The sequence below is a fragment of the Sulfuricaulis limicola genome, from assembly GCF_002355735.1.
Classification (GTDB): Bacteria; Pseudomonadota; Gammaproteobacteria; order Acidiferrobacterales; family Sulfurifustaceae; genus Sulfuricaulis; species Sulfuricaulis limicola.
The window spans coordinates 174,443-196,690 of record NZ_AP014879.1 but is presented as its reverse complement, the minus strand read 5'-3'; the positions used below and the strand labels follow the sequence as shown (position 1 = coordinate 196,690).

Sequence of the window (22,248 nt, the reverse complement as noted above, 5' to 3'; positions counted from 1 at the left end):
TCAAGAGGGACGGAAAACCCTGTTAGACTGGAGACTGTGACCAGCCTGCAAAGCGTCCAGTGCCCGTACTGCGGGGAAACGTTCGAGACCGAGATCGACACCTCGGGCGGGAATCAGGAATACATTGAGGACTGCTATGTCTGCTGCCGGCCGATCCTGTTCCAAGTGGAGGTCGACGTGGACGGCGAGCTGACGGGCCTAGAGGTGCATCGCGAAAATGACTGAACCCCTGAACCACGACCCGTATTCCCCGATCGCCTGCGCGCGCTATTCGGAATACGAGATCGCCATCCTGCACCGGCAGAAACTGCACCTGCGCTGGCGCGAGGACAATGTCCATTACGACCAGGTGGTGCTGCCGCTCGATCTCAAAACCGTCAATCACGAGGAATTTCTCATCTGTCGCGGGGGCCAAGGCGAAACCCTGAGCATCCGTCTCGACCGCATCCAGCGCGTGGAACCAGCGTGATCGTTCGCCTGCTCCTGGTATTGTTCAATCTTGCATGGCTCCCGGCCGCGGCGGCGCAGACCTGCGGCACCGCCGCGCCGGTTCAGGTCCAGGTGCTGGGTTCGGGCGGTCCGGAGCTGCAGGACCGGCGCGCCTCCAGCAGTTACCTGGTGTGGATCGAGGGCAGGCCGCGGGTATTGGTGGACATCGGCGGTGGCGCGGCGCTGCGCTTCGGCGAATCCGGGGCCACGGTGTCCGATCTCGATGTCATCCTGCTCACCCATCTGCATGCCGATCACACCGCCGATCTGCCGGCGCTGGTGAAGTCGTCGTACTTCGAGGAGCGCACGCGGCCACTGCCGATCTACGGCCCCGATGGCAACAGGTTCATGCCGTCCACGGTCGCGTTCGTCCGCACCCAGTTCGACAGCGTGCGCGGCGCCTATCGCTATCTCGGCGGTTTCCTGAATCCGTTGGTGCGCGGCGGCTACAAGCTACAGCCCCAGGATGTCTATCCGTTGTCGGGCAAGCTCAAGGCCCGCCGCCAACCGGGCGATGAAACCGTGTACCCTTTCGCCAATGAAAGATTACGCGCCAGCGCCGTTCCCGTGACCCACGGAAACATCCCGGCGCTGGCCTGGCGCGTCACGGCAGGTGGAAAAAACGTGGTTTTCAGCGGCGACACCAACGGGCGCGGCGAGCAGCTCGCACGCCTGGCGCAGGGCGCCGATCTTTTCATTGCCCATAACGCCGTGCCCGAGGGCGCGAGCGGCGTGGAGCGTGACCTGCACATGCCGCCCTCAGTGATTGGAGCGATAGCGCAGCAAGCCCAGATCAAGCAACTGGTGTTGTCACACCGCATGTTGCGTACCTTGGGAAAAGAGGAGGAAACCCTGGCTGCCATACGCCAGCGCTATGCGGGGCCGGTCCAATTCGCCAACGATCTTGACTGTTTTACCCCCTGACAAAGCGCTTAAAATAGGCGCCTGACTACCCTGGCGATACTGATATCCACAGCCCTGCCCATGGCAAAAATCCTTTATTTTTCAATACTTGTGGACAAATTCGGCCGCGCTTCCGAAGAAGTCGCTTTGCCGGGGTCGGTGACCGACGTACGCACGCTGCTGGCATGGCTGCGGACGCGCGGCGAAGGCTGGGAAAAGGCGCTCCGGGAGGACGCCGTGAAAGTCACGCTCAACCGCCAGTTCGCCGAGGCCGATTCTGCGGTCAATGACAAAATGGAAATTGCCATCGTCCCGGCACGCCTCGGATAGCCTCGCGCCGATTTTTTATTTTCAGTTTCACACCAGAAATCCCGTTCAACTCACTGAATGGCCTTGTGTTTCTCCGAGGCACTCAGCGCCGCGCGCGCTTTGATCCGTCTGCTATCCTTAACCAGAGCAATACGGAACCCCGCCGTCCCCGGACGGCTGAACATGGAATCACGCATGCACGAACGTCTCGCCCGAATCGCCAAAATCTCCGAGCAGGAGCTGAATCTGGCGGAAGCGGCGCTGCTTATCGCGGTCGAGGAATACCCCGGTCTGGACATCGAGGCCTACCTGCGGCAGATCGATGAACTGGCTACCGGCGTACAGGAGCGGCTGCCCGCGCAGGCCGGGCTGGAGGATACCCTGGTAACCCTCAACCAGTTCCTGTTCGTGGAACAGGGCTTTTCCGGTGATGTCGAGAATTACGACGACCCGCGCAACAGCTTCCTGAACGAGGTGCTGGACCGCAAGCGCGGCATCCCTATCACCCTCTCCATCATTTACATGGAGGTCGGCCGGCGCCTGGGCCTGCCGCTTAAGGGCGTGTCCTTCCCCGGTCACTTTCTGGTCAAATTCTCGACCCGCGAAGGCGAGGTCGTGCTCGACCCGTTCTCCGGCGGCAGCCTGCTGAGCAAGGAAGACCTCGAGGAGATACTCGAGGAAACCTACGGCCCGGCGGAATCCGTCAATGCCGCGCCGCTTGAGCGGCTGCTGATCGCGGCCGGCAAGAAGGACATCCTGGTGCGCATGCTGCGCAACCTCAAGGGCGCCTACCTGCGGCGCGAGCAGTTCGACAAGGCGCTCACCGTGGTGGACCGGATCCTGGTGATCCAGCCGGACCAACCCGATGAAGTGCGCGACCGCGGCCGCATCTACGAACAGCTGGAGTGCTTCCGCGCGGCGCTGGAAAATTACCAGTCCTACCTCAGCCTGCGACCGGGCTCGGGCGACGCCCAGGACGTGCACAAGCGCATCGCCGAGCTGAAACAGATCGTCGCCAACCTCAACTAGGTTTTTATCATGTCACAGGATGACCGACCCGAAGCCAGCCGGGATGGCAGCGCTGCCGCCGCGGAACAGCCGTGGTTCGTGTACATCATCGAATGCAGCGACGGCTCGTTCTACACCGGCATCACCAACGATCTCGAACGGCGCCAGCAACAGCACAACGACGGCACCGGCTCGCGCTACACCCGCAGCCGGCGGCCGGTGATCCTGCGCTACCACGAAACCTGCCAGAGCCGCTCCGAGGCGCTGATCCGCGAGTGTTCCCTGCGGCTGCTGACGCGCAAGCAAAAAGAAGAACTCGTGAACCGGGGAAAATTGAACGGCGACGCGGCCTGATCAGGCCTTTCGCGAATACACCAGATCCCGCACCTCATGGCCCAGTTTGCGTCCGCGCTGCTCGAAGCGGGTTGATAACCGCTCCGCTATCAGCGCCTGACCCTGCGCCGTCCTGCTGACATCAGCCAGTCCCGGGGTCGCGGACAATACCACCTCCATGTGTTCCGCATACGCCGGCCAGTCCGTGGCCAGGTGGAAATACCCGCCGGGCGCCAGCTTGCGCGTCACCAGCGCGGCAAAATCCGGCTGCACCAGGCGGCGCTTGTGATGGCGTTTCTTCGGCCACGGGTCGGGAAAAAAAAGATGCACGCCGGTGAGTGATCCATCGGCCACGCGCTGCTCCAGAATCTCCTTCGCGTCGCCCAGCATCAGCCGCACGTTCTCCATCGCCCCTGTCTCGATCCGGCGCAGCAGGCTGCCCGCACCGGGGCGGTGCACTTCGATGCCGAGATAATTTATTTCCGGATGCGCCGCGGCGGCGGCGGCCAGCGCCTCGCCGTTGCCGAAACCGATTTCGAGAACTACCTGGGCCCGACGTCCGAAGACGGACCGCCAGTCCAGCGGCGCCTGGCCTTCCGGGATGCCGTAGCGCGGCCACAATTCCCCGAGCGCGCGCACCTGCGCCGGCGTGATGCGACTCTCGCGGCGCACGAAACTGCGGATCGACCGGAGCGGCCTTGTAGAGAGAGTCATGTATGATTATCAACCACAGAGATCACGGAGGGCACAGAGAGCTTCAAATCAGAAATGATTTACTCTGTGTTCTCTGCGCTCTCTGTGGTTAACACTAGAAAAACGTCCCGCCGAGGGGCGACGACGGCGAGCCGTATTGCTTGCGCGGCATGCGCCCGGCGAGAAAGGCCTCGCGCCCGGCTTCGATCGCCTTTTTCATGGCCTGCGCCATGAGTACCGGGTTCTGCGCCCCGGCAATGGCGGTGTTCATGAGCACGCCATCGCAACCGAGTTCCATGGCGATGGCGGCATCGCTGGCCGTGCCCACGCCGGCGTCCACCAGGATCGGCACGGTGGCCTCTTCCACGATGAAGCGAATGTTGTAGGGATTGCGGATACCGAGGCCGGAACCGATCGGCGCCGCCAGCGGCATGACGGCAACGCAACCCATCTCGGCGAATTTCCGGGCCACGATCGGATCGTCGTTGGTGTACACCATGACCTTGAAGCCGTCCTGGATCAGGGTTTCAGCCGCCGCCAGCGTCTGGGGAATGTCGGGATACAGGGTCTTTTCGCTGCCCAGCACTTCCAGCTTCACCAGGTCGTGGCCATCGAGCAACTCGCGCGCCAGGCGGCAGGTGCGTATCGCGTCCTCGGCACTGTAACAACCGGCGGTGTTGGGCAGGTAGGTGTATTTCGACGGCGGCAGCACCTCGGTCAGGCTCGGCTCGTTCGGATTCTGGCCGATGTTGGTGCGCCGCACCGCGATGGTGATGATCTGCGCCCCGCTCGCCTCGACCGCGCGCCGGGTTTCCTCGAGGTCCTTGTACTTGCCGGTGCCGACCAGCAGGCGCGACGAGTACGCCCGGCCGGCGATCACCAGCGGATCGTTCGTGGTCTTACGGATGGTTTCAGCGGTTACCACCATTTGCTTCCGCCCCCAATGGCAAACACGACTTCGACGCGATCGTTGTCTTTCAGTTCAAGCTCACCGTGCCGGCTGCGCGGCACGATTTCGCGGTTGACCTCAACCGCCACCCGCCGTTCCGCCAGCCCCATTTCGGCGAGCAGGGCCGCCACGGTGAGCGGGGCGGCCAGCGGTTTCTCCTGTCCGTTCAAAATGATCTTCACGGAATGCGGGCGGGTTGCAGACAACGGCCTGAAAATCGATACAATGAGGGCTTATTCTAGTGCGAATGGCCAAGCAACGCACGCGGGCGTCGTATAATGGTATTACCCTAGCTTCCCAAGCTAGAGACGAGGGTTCGATTCCCTTCGCCCGCTCCATCTCCCCGGAGGCAGCGCCGTGAAAAAAACCCTGAAAATATTGGGCCTCGTGCTGGGCGGCCTGGTCGCCCTGTTCATCGTCGCCACCGTCACCCTGTCGCTGCTGTTCGATCCCAACGACTACAAGGATGACATCATCAAGCTGGTCAGGGACAAGACCGGCCGCGAGCTGCGCATCGAGGGCAAGCTCGGCTGGTCGTTCTTCCCCTGGATCGGTTTCGAGACCGGCAAGCTCGAACTGGGCAACGCCCCGGGCTTCGGACCCGAGCCGTTCGCGCGCCTCGACGGCGCCGGCGCCAAGGTTGAGCTGCTGCCACTGCTGCGCCTGCGCGTGAGCGTGGACACGGTTTTCCTCAACGGGCTCAAGCTCAACCTCGCCAAGAATACCGCCGGCAAAACCAACTGGGACGATCTGCTGGCTCCCGCCGATAAGGCGAAACCCGCTGAAAAGCCGGCGGCGAAACCTGAGACCGGCAAGGAGTTCGATATCCGTAGTGTCAGCGTCAACAAGATCGACATCCGCAAGGCAGACGTGAGCTGGAAAGATCAGGCCAGCAACGCACAATACGCCGTGCGCAACCTGGATCTGCAGACCGGCAGGATCGTCGTGGGTGAGCCGGTGGACGTGCATCTGGCCTTCGACGTAGAGAGCGGCAAACCGCCAGTGAGCAAGCATCTCGATCTGAAATCCCGCATCAAGCTCGACCTCGAAAAACAGTCGTTGGAGATCACCAACCTGGCGCTGGCCGTGGACGAATCCAGCCTGACCGGCTCTCTGGCAATCAAGAATTTCGGCAAGCCGGCCTACCGCTTCGACCTGGCGCTGGACCAGATCGATCTCGATCGCTACATGCCCGCGCCTGCCCCTGCCGACGCCGCGAAACCCGCCGCGACAGCGCCGGCCGAACCGGTGGAGATCCCGTTGAGCCTGCTGCGCTCGCTCGACCTGCAGGGCAAGCTCGGCATCGGCAAACTCAAGACCATGAACCTGCGCTCGACCGACGTGACGGTCCAAGTCAGCGCCAAAAACGGTCTGATCACCCTCGGCCCCAACAAGGCCAAGCTCTACAACGGCAGCTATGCCGGCCACACCGCGCTGGACGTGCGCGGCAAGACACCGCTGCTGACCATCGACGAATCCGTCAGCGGTATTGAACTGGCGCCGGCACTCAAGGATGCGCTGCAATTCGACAAGTTCACCGGCACGGCCAATCTGGGCGCCAAGGTCACAGCCCAAGGGCTGGACGCCAACCGCATCATGGAAACGCTCAACGGAACGGCCTCATTCTCCGTGCAAAAGGGCGCGGTCCGGGGCATGGACCTGAAGAAAATGATCGACACCGTCAAGACCGCGCAACGCGACAACCTGTTGCAGAAACTGACCGAACTGAAACCCCAGCCCGCGGATGAGACGCCCTTCACGCAACTGAGCGGAACCGCGCGGATAACCAATGGAGTGGTGCAAAACGACGACCTCAAGGTCCAGAGCCCGGACCTGGTGAACGTCAGTGGCAAGGGCTCGGCCGACCTGCCCCGGCAGACCCTCGATTACAGGGTCACGGTGGGCGAATACCCGATCATCATTTCCGGACCCTTCGCCAGTCCCAAGTTCCGGGTCGACACCAGCGCGCTGCTCAAGGGCAAGGTGGAGCAGAAGAAGGAAGAAGCGAAGCAAAAGGTCGAGCAGAAACTGGAACAAAAGCTGAAAGACAAGCTCAAGTTCCTCAAATAGCGGCGGCGCCCCATGTGGCTACGCGCAACCGCCATCCTAGCCCTCGGTCTGTGGGTCCCCGTGGCCATGGCCGGCGCCATCGAACGGCTCGAAACCACACATGCCAACGGCCGCTACACCGTGTCCTTCGAGGTGCTGCTCGACGCCCCGCGTGACAAGGTGTGGCAGATCATGACCGATTACGAGCGCCTGCCGCGGGTGTCGAAAATCATCACCGAGAGCCGGATCCTGAAACAGACGGATGCCAATCACCACCGCGTCGGGGTCACGCTCGAGGCCTGTGTGCTGATCTTCTGCAAGACCGTCAAGCGCATGGTGGACATCGAGGCGAGGCCACAAACGGAAATTTCAGTCAGCGAAGTCCCGGAGCAAAGCGACTTCCGGGAAGGCAACGAGCACTGGCAAGTGGTGGCCGAGGGCGCGAAAACACGGCTGCATTACACCGCCGAACTGGTGCCGGATTTTTTCATCCCGCCCCTGATCGGCCCGCCGGTGGTGAAATATTTCCTGCGCCGCGAAATCCGGCTCACCGCGCTCGAAGTCGAGGCCCTGGCTAAACATGAGTAAAGCCTCCCTGAGCCGCCGCCTGCTTGCGTGGTACGACCGCCACGGGCGCAAGACCCTGCCGTGGAAACGCAAACGCGATGCCTACCGCATCTGGGTCTCGGAGATCATGCTGCAACAGACGCAGGTTACGACGGTCATTCCCTATTTCGAGCGCTTCATCGCGCGTTTCCCGAACGTGCAATCACTGGCTCAGGCCAAACTCGATGAGGTGCTGCATCTGTGGACCGGCCTCGGTTATTACGCCCGCGCGCGCAACCTGCACCAAGCGGCGCAGCGGATCGTGCGCGAACACGCTGGCAAATTTCCGCGCGGCTTTGAAGCGGTCACGGACCTGCCCGGCGTTGGCCGCTCCACCGCGGGCGCGATTCTCGCGCTCGCCTTCGATCAGCGTCATCCAATCCTTGATGGCAACGTCAAACGCGTGCTCGCGCGTTACCACGCCATCGATACGCCGGTGAACAAACGCGCAACGGAAGAAAGCCTGTGGCAGCTAGCGGAAAAACATACTCCGCGCTCGCGGATCGCCGACTACACCCAGGCGATCATGGACCTGGGCGCCACCGTATGCGCGCGCGCCAAACCCCAATGCACGGGATGCCCGTTGCGAACCGACTGCCGCGGTCATCGTTCGGGCACGCCGCAGGATTTTCCGGTGCGCGCCGCCAAACAGAAAACGCCGGTCAAGGCTACGCACATGCTCATGATTCGCGATGCGCGCGGGCGCGTATTGCTCGCGCGCCGTCCGCCCGCGGGGCTGTGGGGCGGCCTGTGGGGCTTTCCCGAATGCGCCGATGGCAACGTGCGTCAGTGGTGCCGCAAGACGTTGGGGCTCAACATCTGCACCGAATCGCCATGGCCGATGCTGCGCCACAGCTTCAGTCACTTTCATCTCGACATCACGCCGATACCCGCGCGGCTGGTGGGGGGAACGGATCGGGCAATGGAGAATGCCGAAACAGTCTGGTATAACGTGCGCCGACCCGATCGGCGCGGACTCAGCGCGCCGGTGAAACGTCTGCTTGAACAACTGATGAGTATTGAGGAAACAAACTGATGGCCCGCATGGTGAAGTGCGTCAAGCTCGGCAAAGAGGCCGAGGGACTGGATTACCCGACCTACCCCGGTGAGCTCGGCAAGCGCATCTGGGAAAACGTCTCGAAGGAGGCGTGGAAGATGTGGCTCGGCCACCAGACCATGCTGATGAACGAATACCGCCTGAATCCGCTCGACCCCAAGGCGCGCAAGCTGATCGAGGGCGAGATGGAAAAATTCTTCTTCGGATCCGGCTCCAAACCGCCCGAAGGCTTCGTCGCGCCGAAGTAATTCACTCCCATCGGCTGGAATTCAGGGGATCCCGCGGTTTGAATTGAGGCGGCGGGCTCCCTATAATGCCCCTCCCTTTTTCGTGCAAATGGCCGGGTAGCTCAGTTGGTAGAGCAGCGGACTGAAAATCCGCGTGTCGTTGGTTCGATTCCGACCCCGGCCACCATTTCGTCTTCTTAATTCAAGCCAACGCCGGGCGTTATTGTTTCTCCGCCACGACCCGGCCCTCGGCGTTCAGAAATACCCGGTAGCGGTTGCCGTCCTGGCAGGTCACGACGTGGTCGTTGTCACCTTTCTTGACGGCGTTGACGGCCTTGCCGCAGGGCAGCCCGAGGAGCGCGATCACGGACGTCATGTCCTTGAGCAGCGCCGCGTCTTCCGCCGCCCGCGCCGGTCCGGTGAAAAACGCCGTCATCATCACAACCAGCGCCCAAGCCTTTACACGTTTGTTCATCGCGTTTCTCCTGCGGTCAGATTAGAGAGTGGCAAACTTGTTGGGGTCGGCCAGGATGCCCCAGATCGCCTCGCGCGAAGCCACGATCGCGTGTGCCAGTTCCGGGTCACCGTCCTGCAGGAGCGAGAGCACCTTGAGGACCAGACCGTCGTACGGCCGCCGCAGCTCGGCGAGAGAGGTCTTGGCCCGACCCTGGTAATACGCACGGAATTGCTCCAGCAGATCATCGACCTGGTTCTTGAGCGTGATCTTGGTGAACACGCCGATGGCCTTGGTTTCCTTGAGCCGGGTCTCCAATGCTGTCAGATCCAAAGGTGGTGGCGTCGCTTTCTTCGCAGGAACTGGCGTGGCGTCCGGTTTTTTGACGGACGGTTCCGCGGGAAGCTTTGCCGGGATGCCTGCTGCCGGTGGCTCGGTCCTGGCGACAGCCGCATCAGCAGGGCCGGGCTTGGCAGGCTCGGTCGCCGCCATCTCCGGCGGTGGTGCGCTGCTCTCGGGCGGCGCGCGCTCCACCCCGGCGCATCCCGCCATCAGCAGCAAACAGAAGCATCCGATGAGGCGCATGGCTTGTTACATCTCGTCGTGAGAAATTTGGTGGGCCCGCTAGGACTCGAACCTAGGACCAAGGGATTCACTCTGCCCCGCCGTTTCCGACAGGAGTGGACTATCTCACCGCCCTCATCCCTATTGCAGCAAGAGAAGTTAGGGCGCGGGACGCTCAAGCCTGTGATCAAGGGCGCTCAAGCCCTCAGGTAGTCTCTGCACCTTCCGGGAGTGTACTCCCGGCTTGGCTCAGGGTTGCCATCAGCCATGGCTGGAAGGTTTCCCTGAATTCATCCCGTTCATCTCGTATCTTTCAACACGAGCGCACCATTGTGATGAGTCCCCTGCTCTAACCAACTGAGCTACAGGCCCAAACGACAACGGGCCGGATTATACCGGCCCGTTGCGGGTGTGGATAGAACAGCGACGGCTCAGTCGAGGAAGCTGCGCAGATGCTCGGAACGGCTCGGGTGGCGCAGCTTGCGCAGTGCCTTGGCTTCGATCTGGCGGATGCGCTCGCGTGTGACGTCGAACTGCTTGCCGACCTCTTCCAGCGTGTGGTCGGTATTCATGCCGATGCCGAAGCGCATGCGCAGCACCTTGGCCTCGCGCGGCGTGAGCGTCTCGAGGATTTCCGAGGTCGCGAACTTGAGCCCGCTGCCGGTGGCGGCATCGGGCGGCGCCACGGAATTGGCGTCCTCGACGAAATCGCCGAGATGCGAATCCTCGTCGTCGCCGATGGGCGTCTCCATGGAAATCGGCTCCTTGGCGATCTTGAGCACCTTGCGGATCTTGTCCTCGGGCATGTCCATGCGCTCGGCTAGCTCCTCGGGCGTGGCCTCGCGGCCCATTTCCTGGAGCATCTGGCGGCTGATGCGGTTCAGCTTATTGATGGTCTCGATCATGTGCACCGGGATGCGGATGGTGCGCGCCTGGTCGGCGATCGAGCGCGTGATCGCCTGGCGGATCCACCACGTGGCATAGGTCGAGAACTTGTAGCCGCGGCGGTATTCGAACTTGTCCACCGCCTTCATCAGACCGATGTTGCCTTCCTGGATCAGGTCGAGGAACTGCAGGCCGCGGTTGGTGTACTTCTTGGCGATCGAGATCACGAGGCGCAGGTTGGCCTCGACCATCTCCTTCTTGGCGCGGCGCGCCTTGGCCTCGCCGATGGACATGCGGCGGTTGACTTCCTTCAGCTCGGCGATCGGCAGGCCGGCACGCTCCTCGAGCTTCTTGAGCTTGTCCTGGGCGGCGTGGATGGCGTCGGTGTTATGCTCGATGACCGAGCTGTTTCCCTCACCGCACTTGATTGCCTTCTTCACCCAGCGCTTGTTGGTTTCATGGCCGGGGAAAATCTTGATGAAGGTCTTGCGCGGCATGCGCGCCTTGCTGACGCAGATGTCCATCACGACCTTTTCCTGGCCGCGCGCGTAGTCCACCAGCGAGCGCACGTACTCCACCAGGCGGTTGATCTGCTTGGAGAGAAATTTGATCTGCATGAATTCGTCAGCCAGCTTGGCCTGAACCCGCTTGACCTCGGGGCTGTCGTAGCCGTTCTTGTCGATGGCCTTGAGCAGGTTCGTGTGCAGCTTGCGGATGCGGGCAAAACGGATCAGCGCCTCTTCCCGGTTCGGGCCGGTCTCGTCATCGCTGTCGGCGCTGGATCCGCTCGCGTCGTCGTCCTTCTCGTCGTCGACATCGGCGGCGGCCTTCACGGCCGGGGCCTCGGGCAGGGGCACGTCGACCGCGTTCGGGTCGACGAAATCTACCACCAGGTCGGTCAGGCGCATCTGGTCGACTTCGACCAGGTCCATCATGCGCACCACCTCGGCGATCGCGGCCGGGCAAGCGGCAATGGCCTCGGTGGTCTGGCGCACGCCGTCCTCGATGCGCTTGGCGAGATCGATCTCGCCCTCGCGTGTGAGCAGTTCCACCGTGCCCATCTCGCGCATGTACATGCGCACCGGGTCGGTGGTGCGGCCGAATTCGCTGTCCACGGCGGAGGTCACCACCTGCTCCGCCTCTTCCGCGGCTTCCTCTTCGTCTTCGGCCGGCGGCGGGGTTTCGGTGGTTTTGAGCAACAGGGTATCCGGATCCGGCGCCTCGTCGTACACCGCGATGCCCATGTCGTTGATCATGTTCACCACCGCCTCGATCTGGTCGGTGTCGTGAACATCTTCGGGCAGATGGTCGTTGATCTCACGATAAGTGAGAAAACCCTGCTCTTTACCCTGAATGATCAGTTTCTTGAGCTGTGAACGTTGTGTTTCCTGATCCATTGCCATGTGATTTGTAACCTGCATCGCCGCTAAGGCGTTGTGATGAAACGTAAAAGCCCGCGAAAAACGCGAGAGTATAGCTTAAGTGGTTGCCTGCCCCAAACTTTTCAATGGCGAGAAGGTGATACGCGGGAATTATCTCTCTTGAGGCTCAATAATCGTGCCAATTCATCCTTTTCCATCTGATTCAGCCCGCCCGCCTGCTTTTTCTGCAAAAGCTGCTCGGTTTTTTGCCGGGTAGAAGCCTCCTCCAGACGATTCATAACACCGCTAAATTCGGTTTCAAGGTCCTGTTCCAGGGCCGGATGCTGCCAGAACGCCAGTTTCGCCAGATTTTGTTTGTACTCACTATCGCTAAAATTCTCTATTATAGACGCTGTATTCAATCCTGAAGTTCCCTTCACCACCCGCAGCAATTCAAGCAGTAACGGTATTCCCGGCATGTCCAGATCGGCCAGGGCGTCGGCATTGTGCACATTTCGCGCCAGCTCCGGGCGCTGTAGCAGCATGGCGATCGCCAAGCGCACCACCGAGGCCGGCTCGCGCGGGCCGCTGCCGCTGGGGCGGAATCCGCGCTGAGACGCAGGCTGCTCCGGATTCGCGGCGCTTACGGGTAATTTATCCGGGTCCATGAGGCTGAGTTCCGCCAACCGGTCCAGCATCATCTGGCGCAGCACACCGACCGGCATTTTGGACAATAACGGGCGGGCAAGTTCCACCAGGCGGGCACGGCCGTCCAGACGGCCCAGGTCCACCTGGCGCGACAGGGAATCAAAAAGGTAATCCGGCAGCGGCAGCGCCTTCTTGAGACGCGCCAGGAATGTCTCCCGGCCTTCCTTGCGCACCAGTGTGTCCGGGTCCTCACCTTCCGGCAGGAACAGGAAGCTGATCTGCCGACCTTCACGCAGGACCGGCAGGGCGTTGTCGAGCGCGCGCCAAGCGGCCTCGCGGCCGGCGCGGTCGCCGTCGAAGCAGAAAACCACCTCCGGGGCGTGCCGGAACAAGCGCTCCAGATGATCACGCGTGGTCGCCGTGCCAAGCGTGGCCACGGCGAAATCGATACCGAACTGTGCCAGTGCCACCACGTCCATGTAGCCCTCGACCACCATGACGCGGTTTTCGCGCTTGATGGCATCGCGCGCATGAAACAGCCCGTAGAGCTCACGCCCCTTATGGAACAACGGCGTTTCCGGGGAGTTGAGATATTTGGGCTCACCCTTGTCGATCACGCGCCCGCCGAAGGCGACGATGCGCCCGCGGTGGTCTTCGATCGGGAACATGACGCGATCGCGGAAGCGGTCGTAGTAGCCACCGCCGTCCTTTTTCACCACCAGCCCGGCACGCGCCAGCGCCTCGCGGCTGGCGTCGTCCTTGCCCAGCGCGCGCAGCAGGTTGTCCCAACCGTCCGGAGCGAAGCCGAGATCGAAGTCGCGCGCGATCTCGCCAGTGATGCCGCGCCCCTTTAGATAGTCCACCGGCCGACCCGCCTGCGGATGCTCGCGCAACTGCTGCCGGTAAAAACGCGCGGCCTCGCGCATGAGTTCGATCAGGTCGGCGCCGGTGTCCTTTTCCTTCTCGAACGCGGTACCTGCTTCCTTGGGGACCGTGAGCCCGGCGCGCGCGGCCAGCTCCTCGACCGCCTCGACGAAGCTCATGTGCTCATAATCCATGAGGAAACCGATGGCCGAGCCATGCGCGCCGCAGCCAAAGCAGTGGTAAAACTGCTTGTCGGCGCTCACTGTAAAAGATGGGGTTTTTTCCTCGTGGAACGGACAGCAGGCCTTGTAGTCCTTGCCGGCCTTGCGCAGCGGCACGCGCGCATCGATGACATCGATGATATCGGAGCGCGTCAGTAATTCGTCGATGAACTGCTTGGGGATGCGGCCGGCCATGGGGCTATTCTAAACAGGCCGTAAGGAAGCGGAGAAACTAAATCGAGGTTTGCTGAAAAAGAGCTAAAAATTGGAATTTTCAGCCGGCGCCGAGCCGGGCTTTGATCTTGCCGCCGACCTGACCCATGTCGGCCCGGCCCTGGAGTTTGGGCTTGAGCACACCCATGACCTTGCCCATGTCCTTGATGGAGCTGGCGCCGGTGGCGGCGATGGCCTCGGCCACGAGCTGGTCGATCTCGGCCTCGCTCAGTTGCTGCGGCAGATAGGCCTGAAACACGGCGATCTCGCCGGATTCCTTGTCGGCCAGTTCCTGGCGCCCGCCTTTGACGTACTGCTCGATCGATTCGCGTCCCTGCTTCACCAGCTTCTCGATCACGGCGATAACCTGCACGTCGTCGAGCTGGATGCGCTCGTCCACTTCGCGCCGCTGGATCGCAGCGCTCAGCATGCGCAGGGTGCCCAGGCGCGACTCGTTCTTGTCGCGCATGGCCTGCTTGATGTCGTCTTTGATTTTTTCCTTAAGGCTCATCGCCCAAGGCAGGAAAGAGAATCAGGGGCGGGAACTGGTGGCAGCGGCGGGCGCGGGCGGACGCGGATTGCTGCGGCGCATGAGCTTCTTGAGCTCGCGCTTGCGCGCGGCGGCGGCCTTGCGCTTGCGGATTTCGGTCGGCTTCTCGTAGTGCTCGCGCTTGCGCATCTCGGTGAACACGCCCGCCTTCTCGCAGGAGCGGCGGAAACGGCGCAGAGCCATTTCGAATGGTTCGTTCTCTTTAACCCGGACTGAAGGCATCGTTTTCCTCACAAAATGGGCCTGTTGCAGCAGGCCGGTCGAATACGGAAAGGCGGCGATTCTATAGATTCCCGCCGGATTTGTACATCATAGACCGTAAAACCGGCCCTGCCCGTGTAAAATCGCCCCATGCGAGTCCTCGGGATCGAAACCTCCTGCGATGACACCGGCGTCGCCCTCTATGACTCCGGGGCCGGCCTGCTGGCGCACCGGCTGTTTTCCCAGACCGCGCTGCACCTCGATTACGGCGGGGTGGTGCCGGAACTGGCCTCGCGCGATCATATCCGCAAGGCCCTGCCGCTGATCCGGGCCGTGATGCAGGAAGCCGATACCCGCCCGGACCAGATCGACGGCATCGCCTACACCGCCGGACCGGGCCTGGCCGGGGCCCTGCTGGTAGGCGCGGCCCTCGGCCGTTCGCTGGCCTATGCCTGGAAGATCCCTGCTGTCGCGGTACATCACATGGAGGGGCATCTGCTCTCGCCGATGCTGGAACCGGATCCGCCGGCGTTTCCCTTCACCGCGCTGCTGGTCTCCGGTGGCCACAGCTTGCTCGCCGATGTGCAGGCGCTCGGCCGTTACACCATCCTCGGCGAATCCGTGGACGATGCCGTGGGCGAGGCCTTCGACAAGACCGCCAAGTTGCTCGGCCTCGGTTACCCGGGCGGCCCGGCCATCGCCAGGGCAGCACAAGACGGTGACCCGAAAAAATTCAAATTTCCGCGCCCCATGACGGAGCGGCTCAAGACCCAGGGCGCGCACCCGGGACTCAACTTCAGTTTCAGCGGCCTTAAAACCGCCGTGGTCACCGCGGTGCGGAACCGGGCGCTCACCCCGCCATTCATCGCCGACATCGCCGCCTCGTTCGAACAAGCCGCCGTGGACGTGCTCGCCATCAAATGCGAATGGGCACTGGAACGGACCGGCGCGAAACAGCTGGTAGTGGCCGGCGGCGTCAGCGCCAATCTGAAATTGCGTGAACGCTTGAAGCAGCTCTCGGAAAAACTCGGCGTGCGCGTGTACTTCCCGCGCCCGGAATTTTCCACCGACAACGGCGCCATGATCGCCTATGCCGGGTATTTGCGACTGGCGGTGGGACAACACGAACCACTCGCGTTTAGCGCGCGGGCGCGCTGGGGCATCGAAGAACTCGGCTCGGCCTAAAAACTAAATCTAATTCACAGGATTTACAGGGCGAAGCGGAGCAGTCGCCGATGTACTTAACGTACATCGGCGCCGCTGAGCGCCCGCACAGGGATGTGCGGGCCGGGGTTTATCGGGGTTTCTGTCGCGACGCCAGGGAGGGCGTGCCTGCCGTCCCTGGCGCGACCATGATGGCTTCGGGAGACTCGGCCCCGCCATCCATGGCGGGGCGCTCGCCGGGACGAAGACACGTTAAGTGTCTTCGTCTGTTTCCGGCTCGCCCTGCTTAATCCTGTGAATTTCAATTTAATTGTTCAGCGTCCAATTTTGGTCTCGGTGCCGGCGAGCAGATTGCGGATATTGGAGCGGTGCCGGAAGATCAGAATCGCGCTCATGATGACCATCGTTACCAGATACGGCATGCCCGGCGACAACCACGCCACGTACAGCGGCGCCGCCGCCGAGGCCGTCAGGGCCGACAGCGAGGAATAGCGGAACAGCACCGCCATCAGCACCCAGGTGCCGAGCAAGGCTAGACCGACCGGAGGGCTGAGCGCCAGCCACACACCCAGCGCCGTCGCCACGCCCTTGCCGCCGCGGAAACCGAAAAACACCGGGAACAGGTGGCCAAGAAACGCGGCGAATCCGCTGAGCACGATGACAATGTCGTCCGTGGTCAGCGCCCGCGCAATGAGCACCGCTATCACGCCCTTCAGGATGTCTCCCGCCAGAGTCAGAATGGCCGCCGCCTTGCCGCCGTAGCGCAGGATATTGGTGGCACCCGGATTCCCGGAACCGACGTCGCGCGGGTCCCGCAGGCCCATGACGCGGGCGATGACCACGGCGCTCGACACCGAGCCGAGCAGGTAAGCCAGCAGCGGAAGCAAATAAAGCCATGTCATGGTTTAAAGTCCGCGATGTTTTTCGTTATAGTGGCGACCCATGGATATTATCTACCTCCACGACCTCAAGATCGAGTGCATCATCGGCATCTGGGAGTGGGAACGCCGCATCAAGCAAACGATCATTCTCGATCTCGACATGGCCGCGGACATCCGCCGCGCCGCGGCCACCGACAAGATCGAGGACACGCTCAATTACAAGGCGGTTTCCAAGCGCCTTGGCGAATTCGTCGGCAACTCGCAATTCCAGCTGGTGGAAACCCTGGCCGAGAAGGTCGCGGAAATCCTGCTGGCCGAATTCAAACTTGCGTGGGTGCGCGTGCGCGTCAACAAGAAGGGCGCCGTGCGCGGCGCCACCGACGTGGGCGTGATCATCGAGCGCGGGAAGGCCTGAACTCCGTGCCCCGGGTGTACATCGGCATCGGCAGCAACATCGACAGGGAAAACAGCATTCGCGGCGCCGTACGCGAACTGACGGCGCATTACGGCCAGCTCACGCTCTCCCCGGTGTACGAAAGCAAGGCCCTCGGTTTCGAGGGCGAGAATTTTTACAATCTGGTGACCGGTTTCGACAGCGCCGAACCCATAGAACAGATCACGGAAACGCTCTCCCGAATCGAATCGCGACTGGGGCGCGTGCGCCAGGAAAATCGCTTCAGCGCGCGCACGCTCGATCTCGACCTGCTGCTTTATGGTGATTTGGTTCAGCACGACGACAAGGTGAATCTGCCGCATCCCGACATCCGGCGTTATGCCTTTGTATTATCCCCACTGGCGGACATTGCCCCGGATCTGCGGCATCCGGAAACGGGGCTTGCCTGCGCCAAGATGTGGCAGCAGTTTGAAATGGGGAAACAGGAGATGTGGAAAACGAATTTTGATCCGCGGACCTGAGGCGGGAGCTACATCACCACCCAGCGCCCGCCGTCCACCGCCAGCACCTGGCCGGTGATGAAGCCGGCGTCGCGGATGAGGAACAGCACGGTTTGCGCCACGTCGCCGGGATCGCCGGAACGCTTGAGCGGGGTGCGCGAAATGATGCGCTGCTTGGACATCTCGTCGAGGTCGCTCTCGGGCCACAGGATCACGCCGGGGGCGACGGCATTGACGCGGATTTCCGGCCCCAGTTCGCGCGCCAGCGCCTTGGTGAGCATGATCACGCCGGCCTTGGCGATGCTGTAGATCGGATATCCGATCAAGGGGCGATCGCCGTAGATGTCGGCGATGTTGATGATGCAGCCGCCGGTTTTTTTGAGATGCGGCGCCGCCGCCTGCGCGATGAAATACGGCGCCCGCAGGTTGGTGCCGACGATGTCATCCCACTGGGATTCGGTGGCCTCGCCCACCGGTGTGGGATAGAAGCGCGAAGCGTTGTTGATCAGCACGTCCAGACGGTCGAAGGATTCCACGGTTTCGAAGAGCAGGTTCTTCGCCAGCCGCTCGCCGTTATTGAGGTCGCCGCGCACCAGCATGACCGATTCCGGCCGGACCTGGTGCAATTCATCCTGCAGCGCATGGGCGGCCTTTTCCGAGGTGTGATAATGGATCACCAGCTTCATGCCCTGGGCGTGTAACAGGCGCGCCATGGCGGCACCGATGCGATGCGCGCCGCCCGTGATCAGGGCCACCTTGCCTTCGAGGGGGTTGTCGGCCATAAATGGAGCCCTACTTCGCTGCGCTCGTTCGTCCTGTCATAAGATTAGGACCTGCTCGCTTGCCTGGTTAGCCTGAATCATAGAATACCCAGTATAGTTGCTGAATGTTCCACGATACCGATTACCAACCTCTGCGCCAATAGCCATTTCTCGGATGAATCCGCCCCGCCGCAACGGCCAGTCCGCCGGATCCGCCTCACCCGCACTGCCATCGCCCACGGCCGGGGAACAGGCGCACCACGACAAGCTCATGCAACGCCTGCGTGAGGAGCTCGCCGCGGCAGGTGGCGCCATTGCCTTCGACCGTTTCATGGAACTGGCGCTGTATGCGCCGGGGCTGGGTTACTACGTGGCGGGAGCCCGCAAATTCGGCGAACACGGCGATTTCATCACCGCGCCGGAATTGGGTTCGCTGTTCGCGCGCTGTGTCGCGCGTCCTTGCCAATCGCTGCTGGCCGGGCTGGGCGGCGGCGATATCCTGGAAGCCGGCGCCGGCAGCGGTGCCTTGGCGGCGGACCTGCTGCTCGAACTGGAGTCATTGGGCCAGCTGCCGGAGCGCTACCTTATTCTCGAACTCGGCGCCGAGCTGCGCGCACGCCAGAGCGAAACCATCAAACGCCGGGCGCCGCATGTTTTCGGGCGCGTGCACTGGCTCGATGACCTGCCCGCCAACTTTCGCGGCATGGTGCTGGCCAACGAAGTGCTGGACGCCATGCCGGTCACCCGTTTCAGAGTCACGCCAAACGGCGTCAACGAGCTATACGTTGCCTGGGAAAACCAGGGCCTGGTGTGGCAGGAGCAGCCGGCCGGCGCATCCCTGCGCGCGCGCGTAGAGCCGCTCGGCTTGGCGGCAGACTACACCTCGGAAATCAATCTGCGCGCCGAGGCCTGGGTGCGTCGCGTGGCCGACAGTCTCAAACAGGGAGTGATGCTGCTCATCGATTATGGCTTCCCGCGCGCGGAGTTCTATCACCCGCAGCGCGCGCAGGGCACGCTCATGTGTCACTACCGGCATCATGCCCATGACGACCCCTTGCGGCATGCCGGGTTGCAGGACATCACCGCGCACATGGACTTCACGGCCATCGCCGAGGCCGGGGTTGACGCCGGCCTCACGCTCCTGGGCTATACCTCGCAGGCGGCGTTCCTGCTCGGCTGCGGGCTGGACCGGATCATGGCCGCCTCCGACCCCGACGATGTGCGCGCGCATCTGGCATTGACGCAGCAGGTCAAGAAACTCACGCTGCCGCATGAAATGGGCGAGCTGTTCAAGGTCCTCGCGCTCGGGCGCGGCGTGCGCGAACCGCTGCCGGGCTTTACACTGCAGGACCGGCGCGCGCGACTGTGATAATACGAGCGTCCAAATGATCAAGGCCATCCTGACCGACATCGAAGGCACCACGTCCTCGCTGTCCTTCGTGAAGGACGTGCTGTTCCCCTACGCCCGTGAGCGCATGGCGGAGTTCGTGCGCGCCCACACCGCGGAACCCGCCGTGCGTAAGGAACTGGATGAAGTCCGGCGCATCACTGGGGAAAACCTAAGCGACCCGGAAGTCATCGAACAGCTCATCCGCTGGATCGATGAGGACAGAAAAATCACGCCGCTCAAAAGCCTGCAGGGAATGATCTGGGAGGACGGTTACAAAAAAGGCGACTTCAGGGGTCATATGTACGAAGACGCCGCGCGCCATTTGAAACAATGGCAACAGGCCGGCCTCCGGCTTTATGTTTTTTCCTCCGGTTCCGTGCAGGCCCAGAAATTGCTGTTTGCGCACACGGAATACGGCGACCTGACGCCGCTGTTTTCCGGCTATTTCGACACCACCGTCGGCAGCAAACGCGAGGCCGATTCCTACTGCAAGATCGCCGAGGCCATCGACACCGCGCCCGGCGACATCCTGTTTCTCTCCGACATCCGGGAGGAACTCGACGCCGCGCGCGCGGCCGGGATGCAGGTGACGTGGCTGGTGCGGGACGGCGCAACCGATCCCGGGGCGACGCACCGGCAGGCCCGGAACTTCGACGAAATCAGGCTCTAAACCGGTTTCGCCCACAGGTCATGCTCGCCGGCGCGGGTGATGCGGACCTGGCAGAAATCGCCGGGGTTCAGGTGGCCGGCGCCTTCCACATAAACCACGCCGTCGATCTCAGGCGCATCGGCGCTGGAACGCGCCACCGCCATGTCGCCCTCGACACTGTCCACCAGCGCGGTCAGGGTCTTGCCGACCTTGCGCTGCAGCTTGTCGGCGGAAATCCTCGCCTGTACTTCCATGAAGCGCGCCAGGCGGTCCTGTTTGACCTCCTCGGGCACCGGGTCGGGCAAGGCATTGGCCACGGCACCCTCCACAGCCGAATAGGCGAAACAACCCACGCGGTCGAGCTGCGCCGCGCGCAGGAAATCGAGCAGTTCGTTGAACTCCTGTTCGGTCTCGCCGGGAAAACCGGTGATGAAGGTCGAGCGCAGCGTGATGTCGGGACAATTCTCTCGCCAGGACTCGATGCGCGCGAGATTGTTCTCGGCATTCGCCGGGCGCTTCATGAGCTTGAGGATGCGCGGGCTGGCGTGCTGAAACGGCACGTCGAGGTAGGGCAGGATCTTGCCCTCCGCCATGAGCGGGATGATTGCGTCCACGCTCGGATAGGGGTAGACGTAATGCAGCCGCACCCACACGTCCAGCTCGCCCAGAGAGCGCGCGAGATCAGTCATGCGCGTCTTGACCGGCCGGCCGTGCCAAAACCCGGGGCGGTATTTTACGTCCACGCCGTAGGCGCTGGTGTCCTGCGAGATCACCAGCAGCTCCTTCACGCCCGCCTTGACCAGATTTTCCGCTTCCTGCAACACCGCGCCGATATCGCGGCTGACGAGATCGCCGCGCATCGAGGGGATGATGCAGAACGTGCAGCGGTGATTGCAGCCCTCGGCGATCTTGAGATAGGCATAGTGCCGCGGCGTGAGCTTGATGCCGGCCGGCGGCACCAGGTCGGTGTAGGGATCGTGCGGTTTCGGCAGGTGCGCGTGCACCGACTGCATGACCTCCTCGAGCGCGTGCGGGCCGGTGACGGCCAGCACCCGCGGATGGGTCTGCTTGACGATATCGCCGCGGGCGCCGAGACAGCCGGTGACGATCACGCGCCCGTTCTCCGCCAGGGCCTCGCCGATGGCATCGAGCGACTCCGCGACGGCGTCATCGATGAAGCCGCAGGTGTTGACCACCACGAGGTCGGCGCCGGCGTAATCGGGCGCGATCGCGTAACCCTCGGCGCGCAATTGTGTGAGGATGCGCTCGGAATCCACCAGCGCCTTGGGGCAGCCCAAGCTGACGAACCCGACGCGGGGAATGGCGGCGGCGCCGGGCGGCGGCGCCGCCGGCGGGGGAGAAACTGCCTTGGGCATGGGGTCTATTCCACCTTGAGGTAGGCGAAGCCCTGGTGCTGCAATTCCGCGATGCGCACCACGCCGGAGGGCACCAGCTTTACTCCCGGAATGATCTTTTCTGCGGGCAAGCTCACGGCCTGGCGCGTGATGTCGCACAGCTCGAGCTTCACGCCCTCGGTGTCGCGCAACGACGCCAGCCGCGCCATCAGATCCGCGCGTCGCTGCTTGAACGCGGCATCCTCGGCAAACGGCGTGCCGGCCAGCTTGTCCTGCGTCACGAAACGAATGCCGTGGGAAAGGAACACGATGCGCACGTCATATTCCTTCAGCTCGGACTGATAGGTCGAAACCATGTTGTAGATATTGGACAGCATGGCGCTGAAACGGCGCGGGTCGGCGAAATCGGCGTGGTACACCACCTTGATCACCTCCTCCGCCGGCTTTGCGGCCGGCTGCTCCGCGGCGGCCGCATTCATTGTGCCGGCGAGCCACAACACCGACATTGCCATCAGCATCCGCGGGAACGGATTGTCGAGTCTCATGAACATGATTCACCTTACTGATCAG

Annotated in this window: 28 protein-coding genes and 2 tRNA genes; 17 read left to right on the top strand and 13 right to left on the bottom strand. The window is 62.6% G+C overall.

Translation table 11 applies throughout. The annotated features are described in order from the left end of the window. The first annotated feature begins 36 nt into the window (after positions 1-36). The 6 genes from SCL_RS00960 (at position 37) to SCL_RS00935 (ending at position 3,063) form a co-directional block, all read left to right on the top strand. Positions 37-225 carry a CPXCG motif-containing cysteine-rich protein gene (locus SCL_RS00960; RefSeq protein ID WP_096359193.1) on the top strand — a complete coding sequence of 63 codons (189 nt, stop codon included), beginning with the start codon at positions 37-39 and terminating at the stop codon, positions 223-225. Beyond that, positions 218-469, top strand: coding sequence for a transcriptional antiterminator, Rof (locus SCL_RS00955; protein ID WP_096359192.1), 252 nt, complete (start codon positions 218-220; stop codon positions 467-469). The genes SCL_RS00960 and SCL_RS00955 overlap by 8 nt, the downstream gene beginning before the upstream one ends. Then, positions 466-1,413, top strand: a complete 948-nt coding sequence (locus tag SCL_RS00950; protein WP_096359191.1) for an MBL fold metallo-hydrolase — start codon at positions 466-468, stop codon at positions 1,411-1,413. Before SCL_RS00955 ends, SCL_RS00950 begins: the two co-directional genes overlap by 4 nt. Positions 1,414-1,473: 60 nt before the next feature. Beyond that, positions 1,474-1,722: a MoaD/ThiS family protein gene (locus SCL_RS00945; RefSeq protein ID WP_096359190.1), complete on the top strand. Its 249-nt coding sequence runs from the start codon at positions 1,474-1,476 to the stop codon at positions 1,720-1,722. A gap of 162 nt (positions 1,723-1,884) precedes the next feature. Next, a complete protein-coding gene (locus SCL_RS00940; RefSeq protein WP_172425864.1) occupies positions 1,885-2,730 on the top strand; it encodes a SirB1 family protein in 846 nt (281 codons plus the stop codon). A 78-nt stretch (positions 2,731-2,808) separates the two neighbouring features. After that, positions 2,809-3,063, top strand: a complete 255-nt coding sequence (locus tag SCL_RS00935; protein WP_420823632.1) for a GIY-YIG nuclease family protein — start codon at positions 2,809-2,811, stop codon at positions 3,061-3,063. Here SCL_RS00935 and trmB read toward each other — a convergent pair whose 3' ends face one another. The 3 genes from trmB to thiS all read right to left on the bottom strand — a co-directional run bounded on the left by trmB (position 3,064) and on the right by thiS (position 4,866). Next, positions 3,064-3,756 carry a tRNA (guanosine(46)-N7)-methyltransferase TrmB gene (gene trmB, locus SCL_RS00930; RefSeq protein WP_096359187.1) on the bottom strand — a complete coding sequence of 231 codons (693 nt, stop codon included), beginning with the start codon at positions 3,754-3,756 and terminating at the stop codon, positions 3,064-3,066. Between the two features lie 94 nt (positions 3,757-3,850). After that, positions 3,851-4,663, bottom strand: a complete 813-nt coding sequence (locus tag SCL_RS00925; RefSeq protein ID WP_096359186.1) for a thiazole synthase — start codon at positions 4,661-4,663, stop codon at positions 3,851-3,853. Continuing rightward, the gene (gene thiS / locus SCL_RS00920; protein ID WP_096359185.1) at positions 4,654-4,866 is read right to left on the bottom strand and encodes a sulfur carrier protein ThiS; all 213 of its coding nucleotides are present in this window, start codon (positions 4,864-4,866) and stop codon (positions 4,654-4,656) included. Before thiS ends, SCL_RS00925 begins: the two co-directional genes overlap by 10 nt. A gap of 82 nt (positions 4,867-4,948) precedes the next feature. Here thiS and SCL_RS00915 point away from each other — a divergent pair. From SCL_RS00915 to SCL_RS00890, 6 genes are all read left to right on the top strand, one after another. Next, a tRNA-Gly gene (locus tag SCL_RS00915) sits at positions 4,949-5,022 on the top strand. A gap of 19 nt (positions 5,023-5,041) precedes the next feature. Beyond that, on the top strand, positions 5,042-6,754 hold the full coding sequence (locus SCL_RS00910; protein WP_096359184.1) for an AsmA family protein: 1,713 nt from the start codon (positions 5,042-5,044) through the stop codon (positions 6,752-6,754). Positions 6,755-6,766: 12 nt separating this feature from the next. After that, positions 6,767-7,321, top strand: a complete 555-nt coding sequence (locus SCL_RS00905) for an SRPBCC family protein (protein WP_096359183.1) — start codon at positions 6,767-6,769, stop codon at positions 7,319-7,321. Next, a complete protein-coding gene (mutY, locus tag SCL_RS00900; RefSeq protein WP_096359182.1) occupies positions 7,314-8,375 on the top strand; it encodes an A/G-specific adenine glycosylase in 1,062 nt (353 codons plus the stop codon). The genes SCL_RS00905 and mutY overlap by 8 nt, the downstream gene beginning before the upstream one ends. Beyond that, positions 8,375-8,644 carry an oxidative damage protection protein gene (locus SCL_RS00895; protein WP_096359181.1) on the top strand — a complete coding sequence of 90 codons (270 nt, stop codon included), beginning with the start codon at positions 8,375-8,377 and terminating at the stop codon, positions 8,642-8,644. Before mutY ends, SCL_RS00895 begins: the two co-directional genes overlap by 1 nt. A 90-nt stretch (positions 8,645-8,734) precedes the next feature. Beyond that, positions 8,735-8,810, top strand: a tRNA-Phe gene (locus SCL_RS00890). A gap of 33 nt (positions 8,811-8,843) precedes the next feature. Here the strand turns inward: SCL_RS00890 and SCL_RS00885 are convergent. From SCL_RS00885 to rpsU, 6 genes are all read right to left on the bottom strand, one after another. Beyond that, entirely contained in the window at positions 8,844-9,098 is a 255-nt protein-coding gene (locus tag SCL_RS00885; RefSeq protein ID WP_096359180.1) for a hypothetical protein, read from the bottom strand. A gap of 21 nt (positions 9,099-9,119) precedes the next feature. Beyond that, positions 9,120-9,662 carry a hypothetical protein gene (locus SCL_RS13890; RefSeq protein WP_148664938.1) on the bottom strand — a complete coding sequence of 181 codons (543 nt, stop codon included), beginning with the start codon at positions 9,660-9,662 and terminating at the stop codon, positions 9,120-9,122. 410 nt (positions 9,663-10,072) lie between these two features. Further along, complete coding sequence (rpoD, locus tag SCL_RS00875) at positions 10,073-11,947, bottom strand: RNA polymerase sigma factor RpoD (RefSeq protein ID WP_096359178.1); 1,875 nt, start codon at positions 11,945-11,947, stop codon at positions 10,073-10,075. An 83-nt stretch (positions 11,948-12,030) separates the two neighbouring features. Further along, positions 12,031-13,815, bottom strand: coding sequence for a DNA primase (dnaG, locus tag SCL_RS00870; RefSeq protein ID WP_096359177.1), 1,785 nt, complete (start codon positions 13,813-13,815; stop codon positions 12,031-12,033). A gap of 79 nt (positions 13,816-13,894) precedes the next feature. Further along, entirely contained in the window at positions 13,895-14,344 is a 450-nt protein-coding gene (locus SCL_RS00865; RefSeq protein WP_096359176.1) for a GatB/YqeY domain-containing protein, read from the bottom strand. Between the two features lie 21 nt (positions 14,345-14,365). Beyond that, on the bottom strand, positions 14,366-14,605 hold the full coding sequence (rpsU, locus tag SCL_RS00860; protein ID WP_096359175.1) for a 30S ribosomal protein S21: 240 nt from the start codon (positions 14,603-14,605) through the stop codon (positions 14,366-14,368). Between the two features lie 129 nt (positions 14,606-14,734). On the opposite strand from rpsU, the gene tsaD reads away from it, so the two are divergent. Further along, entirely contained in the window at positions 14,735-15,769 is a 1,035-nt protein-coding gene (gene tsaD, locus SCL_RS00855; protein ID WP_096359174.1) for a tRNA (adenosine(37)-N6)-threonylcarbamoyltransferase complex transferase subunit TsaD, read from the top strand. Between the two features lie 293 nt (positions 15,770-16,062). Here the strand turns inward: tsaD and plsY are convergent, their stop codons facing one another. Next, a complete protein-coding gene (gene plsY / locus SCL_RS00850) occupies positions 16,063-16,650 on the bottom strand; it encodes a glycerol-3-phosphate 1-O-acyltransferase PlsY (RefSeq protein WP_096359173.1) in 588 nt (195 codons plus the stop codon). A gap of 40 nt (positions 16,651-16,690) precedes the next feature. On the opposite strand from plsY, the gene folB reads away from it, so the two are divergent. Together folB and folK are read left to right on the top strand one after the other, a co-directional pair. Further along, positions 16,691-17,044 (top strand): dihydroneopterin aldolase, encoded by a 354-nt coding sequence (gene folB, locus SCL_RS00845; RefSeq protein WP_096359172.1) that lies wholly within the window; start codon positions 16,691-16,693, stop codon positions 17,042-17,044. 5 nt (positions 17,045-17,049) lie between these two features. After that, on the top strand, positions 17,050-17,544 hold the full coding sequence (gene folK / locus SCL_RS00840; protein ID WP_096359171.1) for a 2-amino-4-hydroxy-6-hydroxymethyldihydropteridine diphosphokinase: 495 nt from the start codon (positions 17,050-17,052) through the stop codon (positions 17,542-17,544). Positions 17,545-17,552: 8 nt separating this feature from the next. Here the strand turns inward: folK and SCL_RS00835 are convergent, their stop codons facing one another. Then, on the bottom strand, positions 17,553-18,305 hold the full coding sequence (locus SCL_RS00835) for a pteridine reductase (RefSeq protein ID WP_096359170.1): 753 nt from the start codon (positions 18,303-18,305) through the stop codon (positions 17,553-17,555). A gap of 154 nt (positions 18,306-18,459) precedes the next feature. Between SCL_RS00835 and SCL_RS00830 the strand changes: the two genes are divergently transcribed. Further along, complete coding sequence (locus SCL_RS00830; protein WP_096359169.1) at positions 18,460-19,653, top strand: class I SAM-dependent methyltransferase; 1,194 nt, start codon at positions 18,460-18,462, stop codon at positions 19,651-19,653. 16 nt (positions 19,654-19,669) lie between these two features. Then, on the top strand, positions 19,670-20,344 hold the full coding sequence (gene mtnC, locus SCL_RS00825) for an acireductone synthase (protein WP_096359168.1): 675 nt from the start codon (positions 19,670-19,672) through the stop codon (positions 20,342-20,344). Here the strand turns inward: mtnC and rimO are convergent. Further along, positions 20,341-21,699 carry a 30S ribosomal protein S12 methylthiotransferase RimO gene (gene rimO / locus SCL_RS00820; RefSeq protein WP_096359167.1) on the bottom strand — a complete coding sequence of 453 codons (1,359 nt, stop codon included), beginning with the start codon at positions 21,697-21,699 and terminating at the stop codon, positions 20,341-20,343. The genes mtnC and rimO overlap by 4 nt on opposite strands. A gap of 5 nt (positions 21,700-21,704) precedes the next feature. Continuing rightward, positions 21,705-22,223: a DsrE family protein gene (locus SCL_RS00815; protein WP_197702662.1), complete on the bottom strand. Its 519-nt coding sequence runs from the start codon at positions 22,221-22,223 to the stop codon at positions 21,705-21,707. Positions 22,224-22,248: the final 25 nt, after the last annotated feature.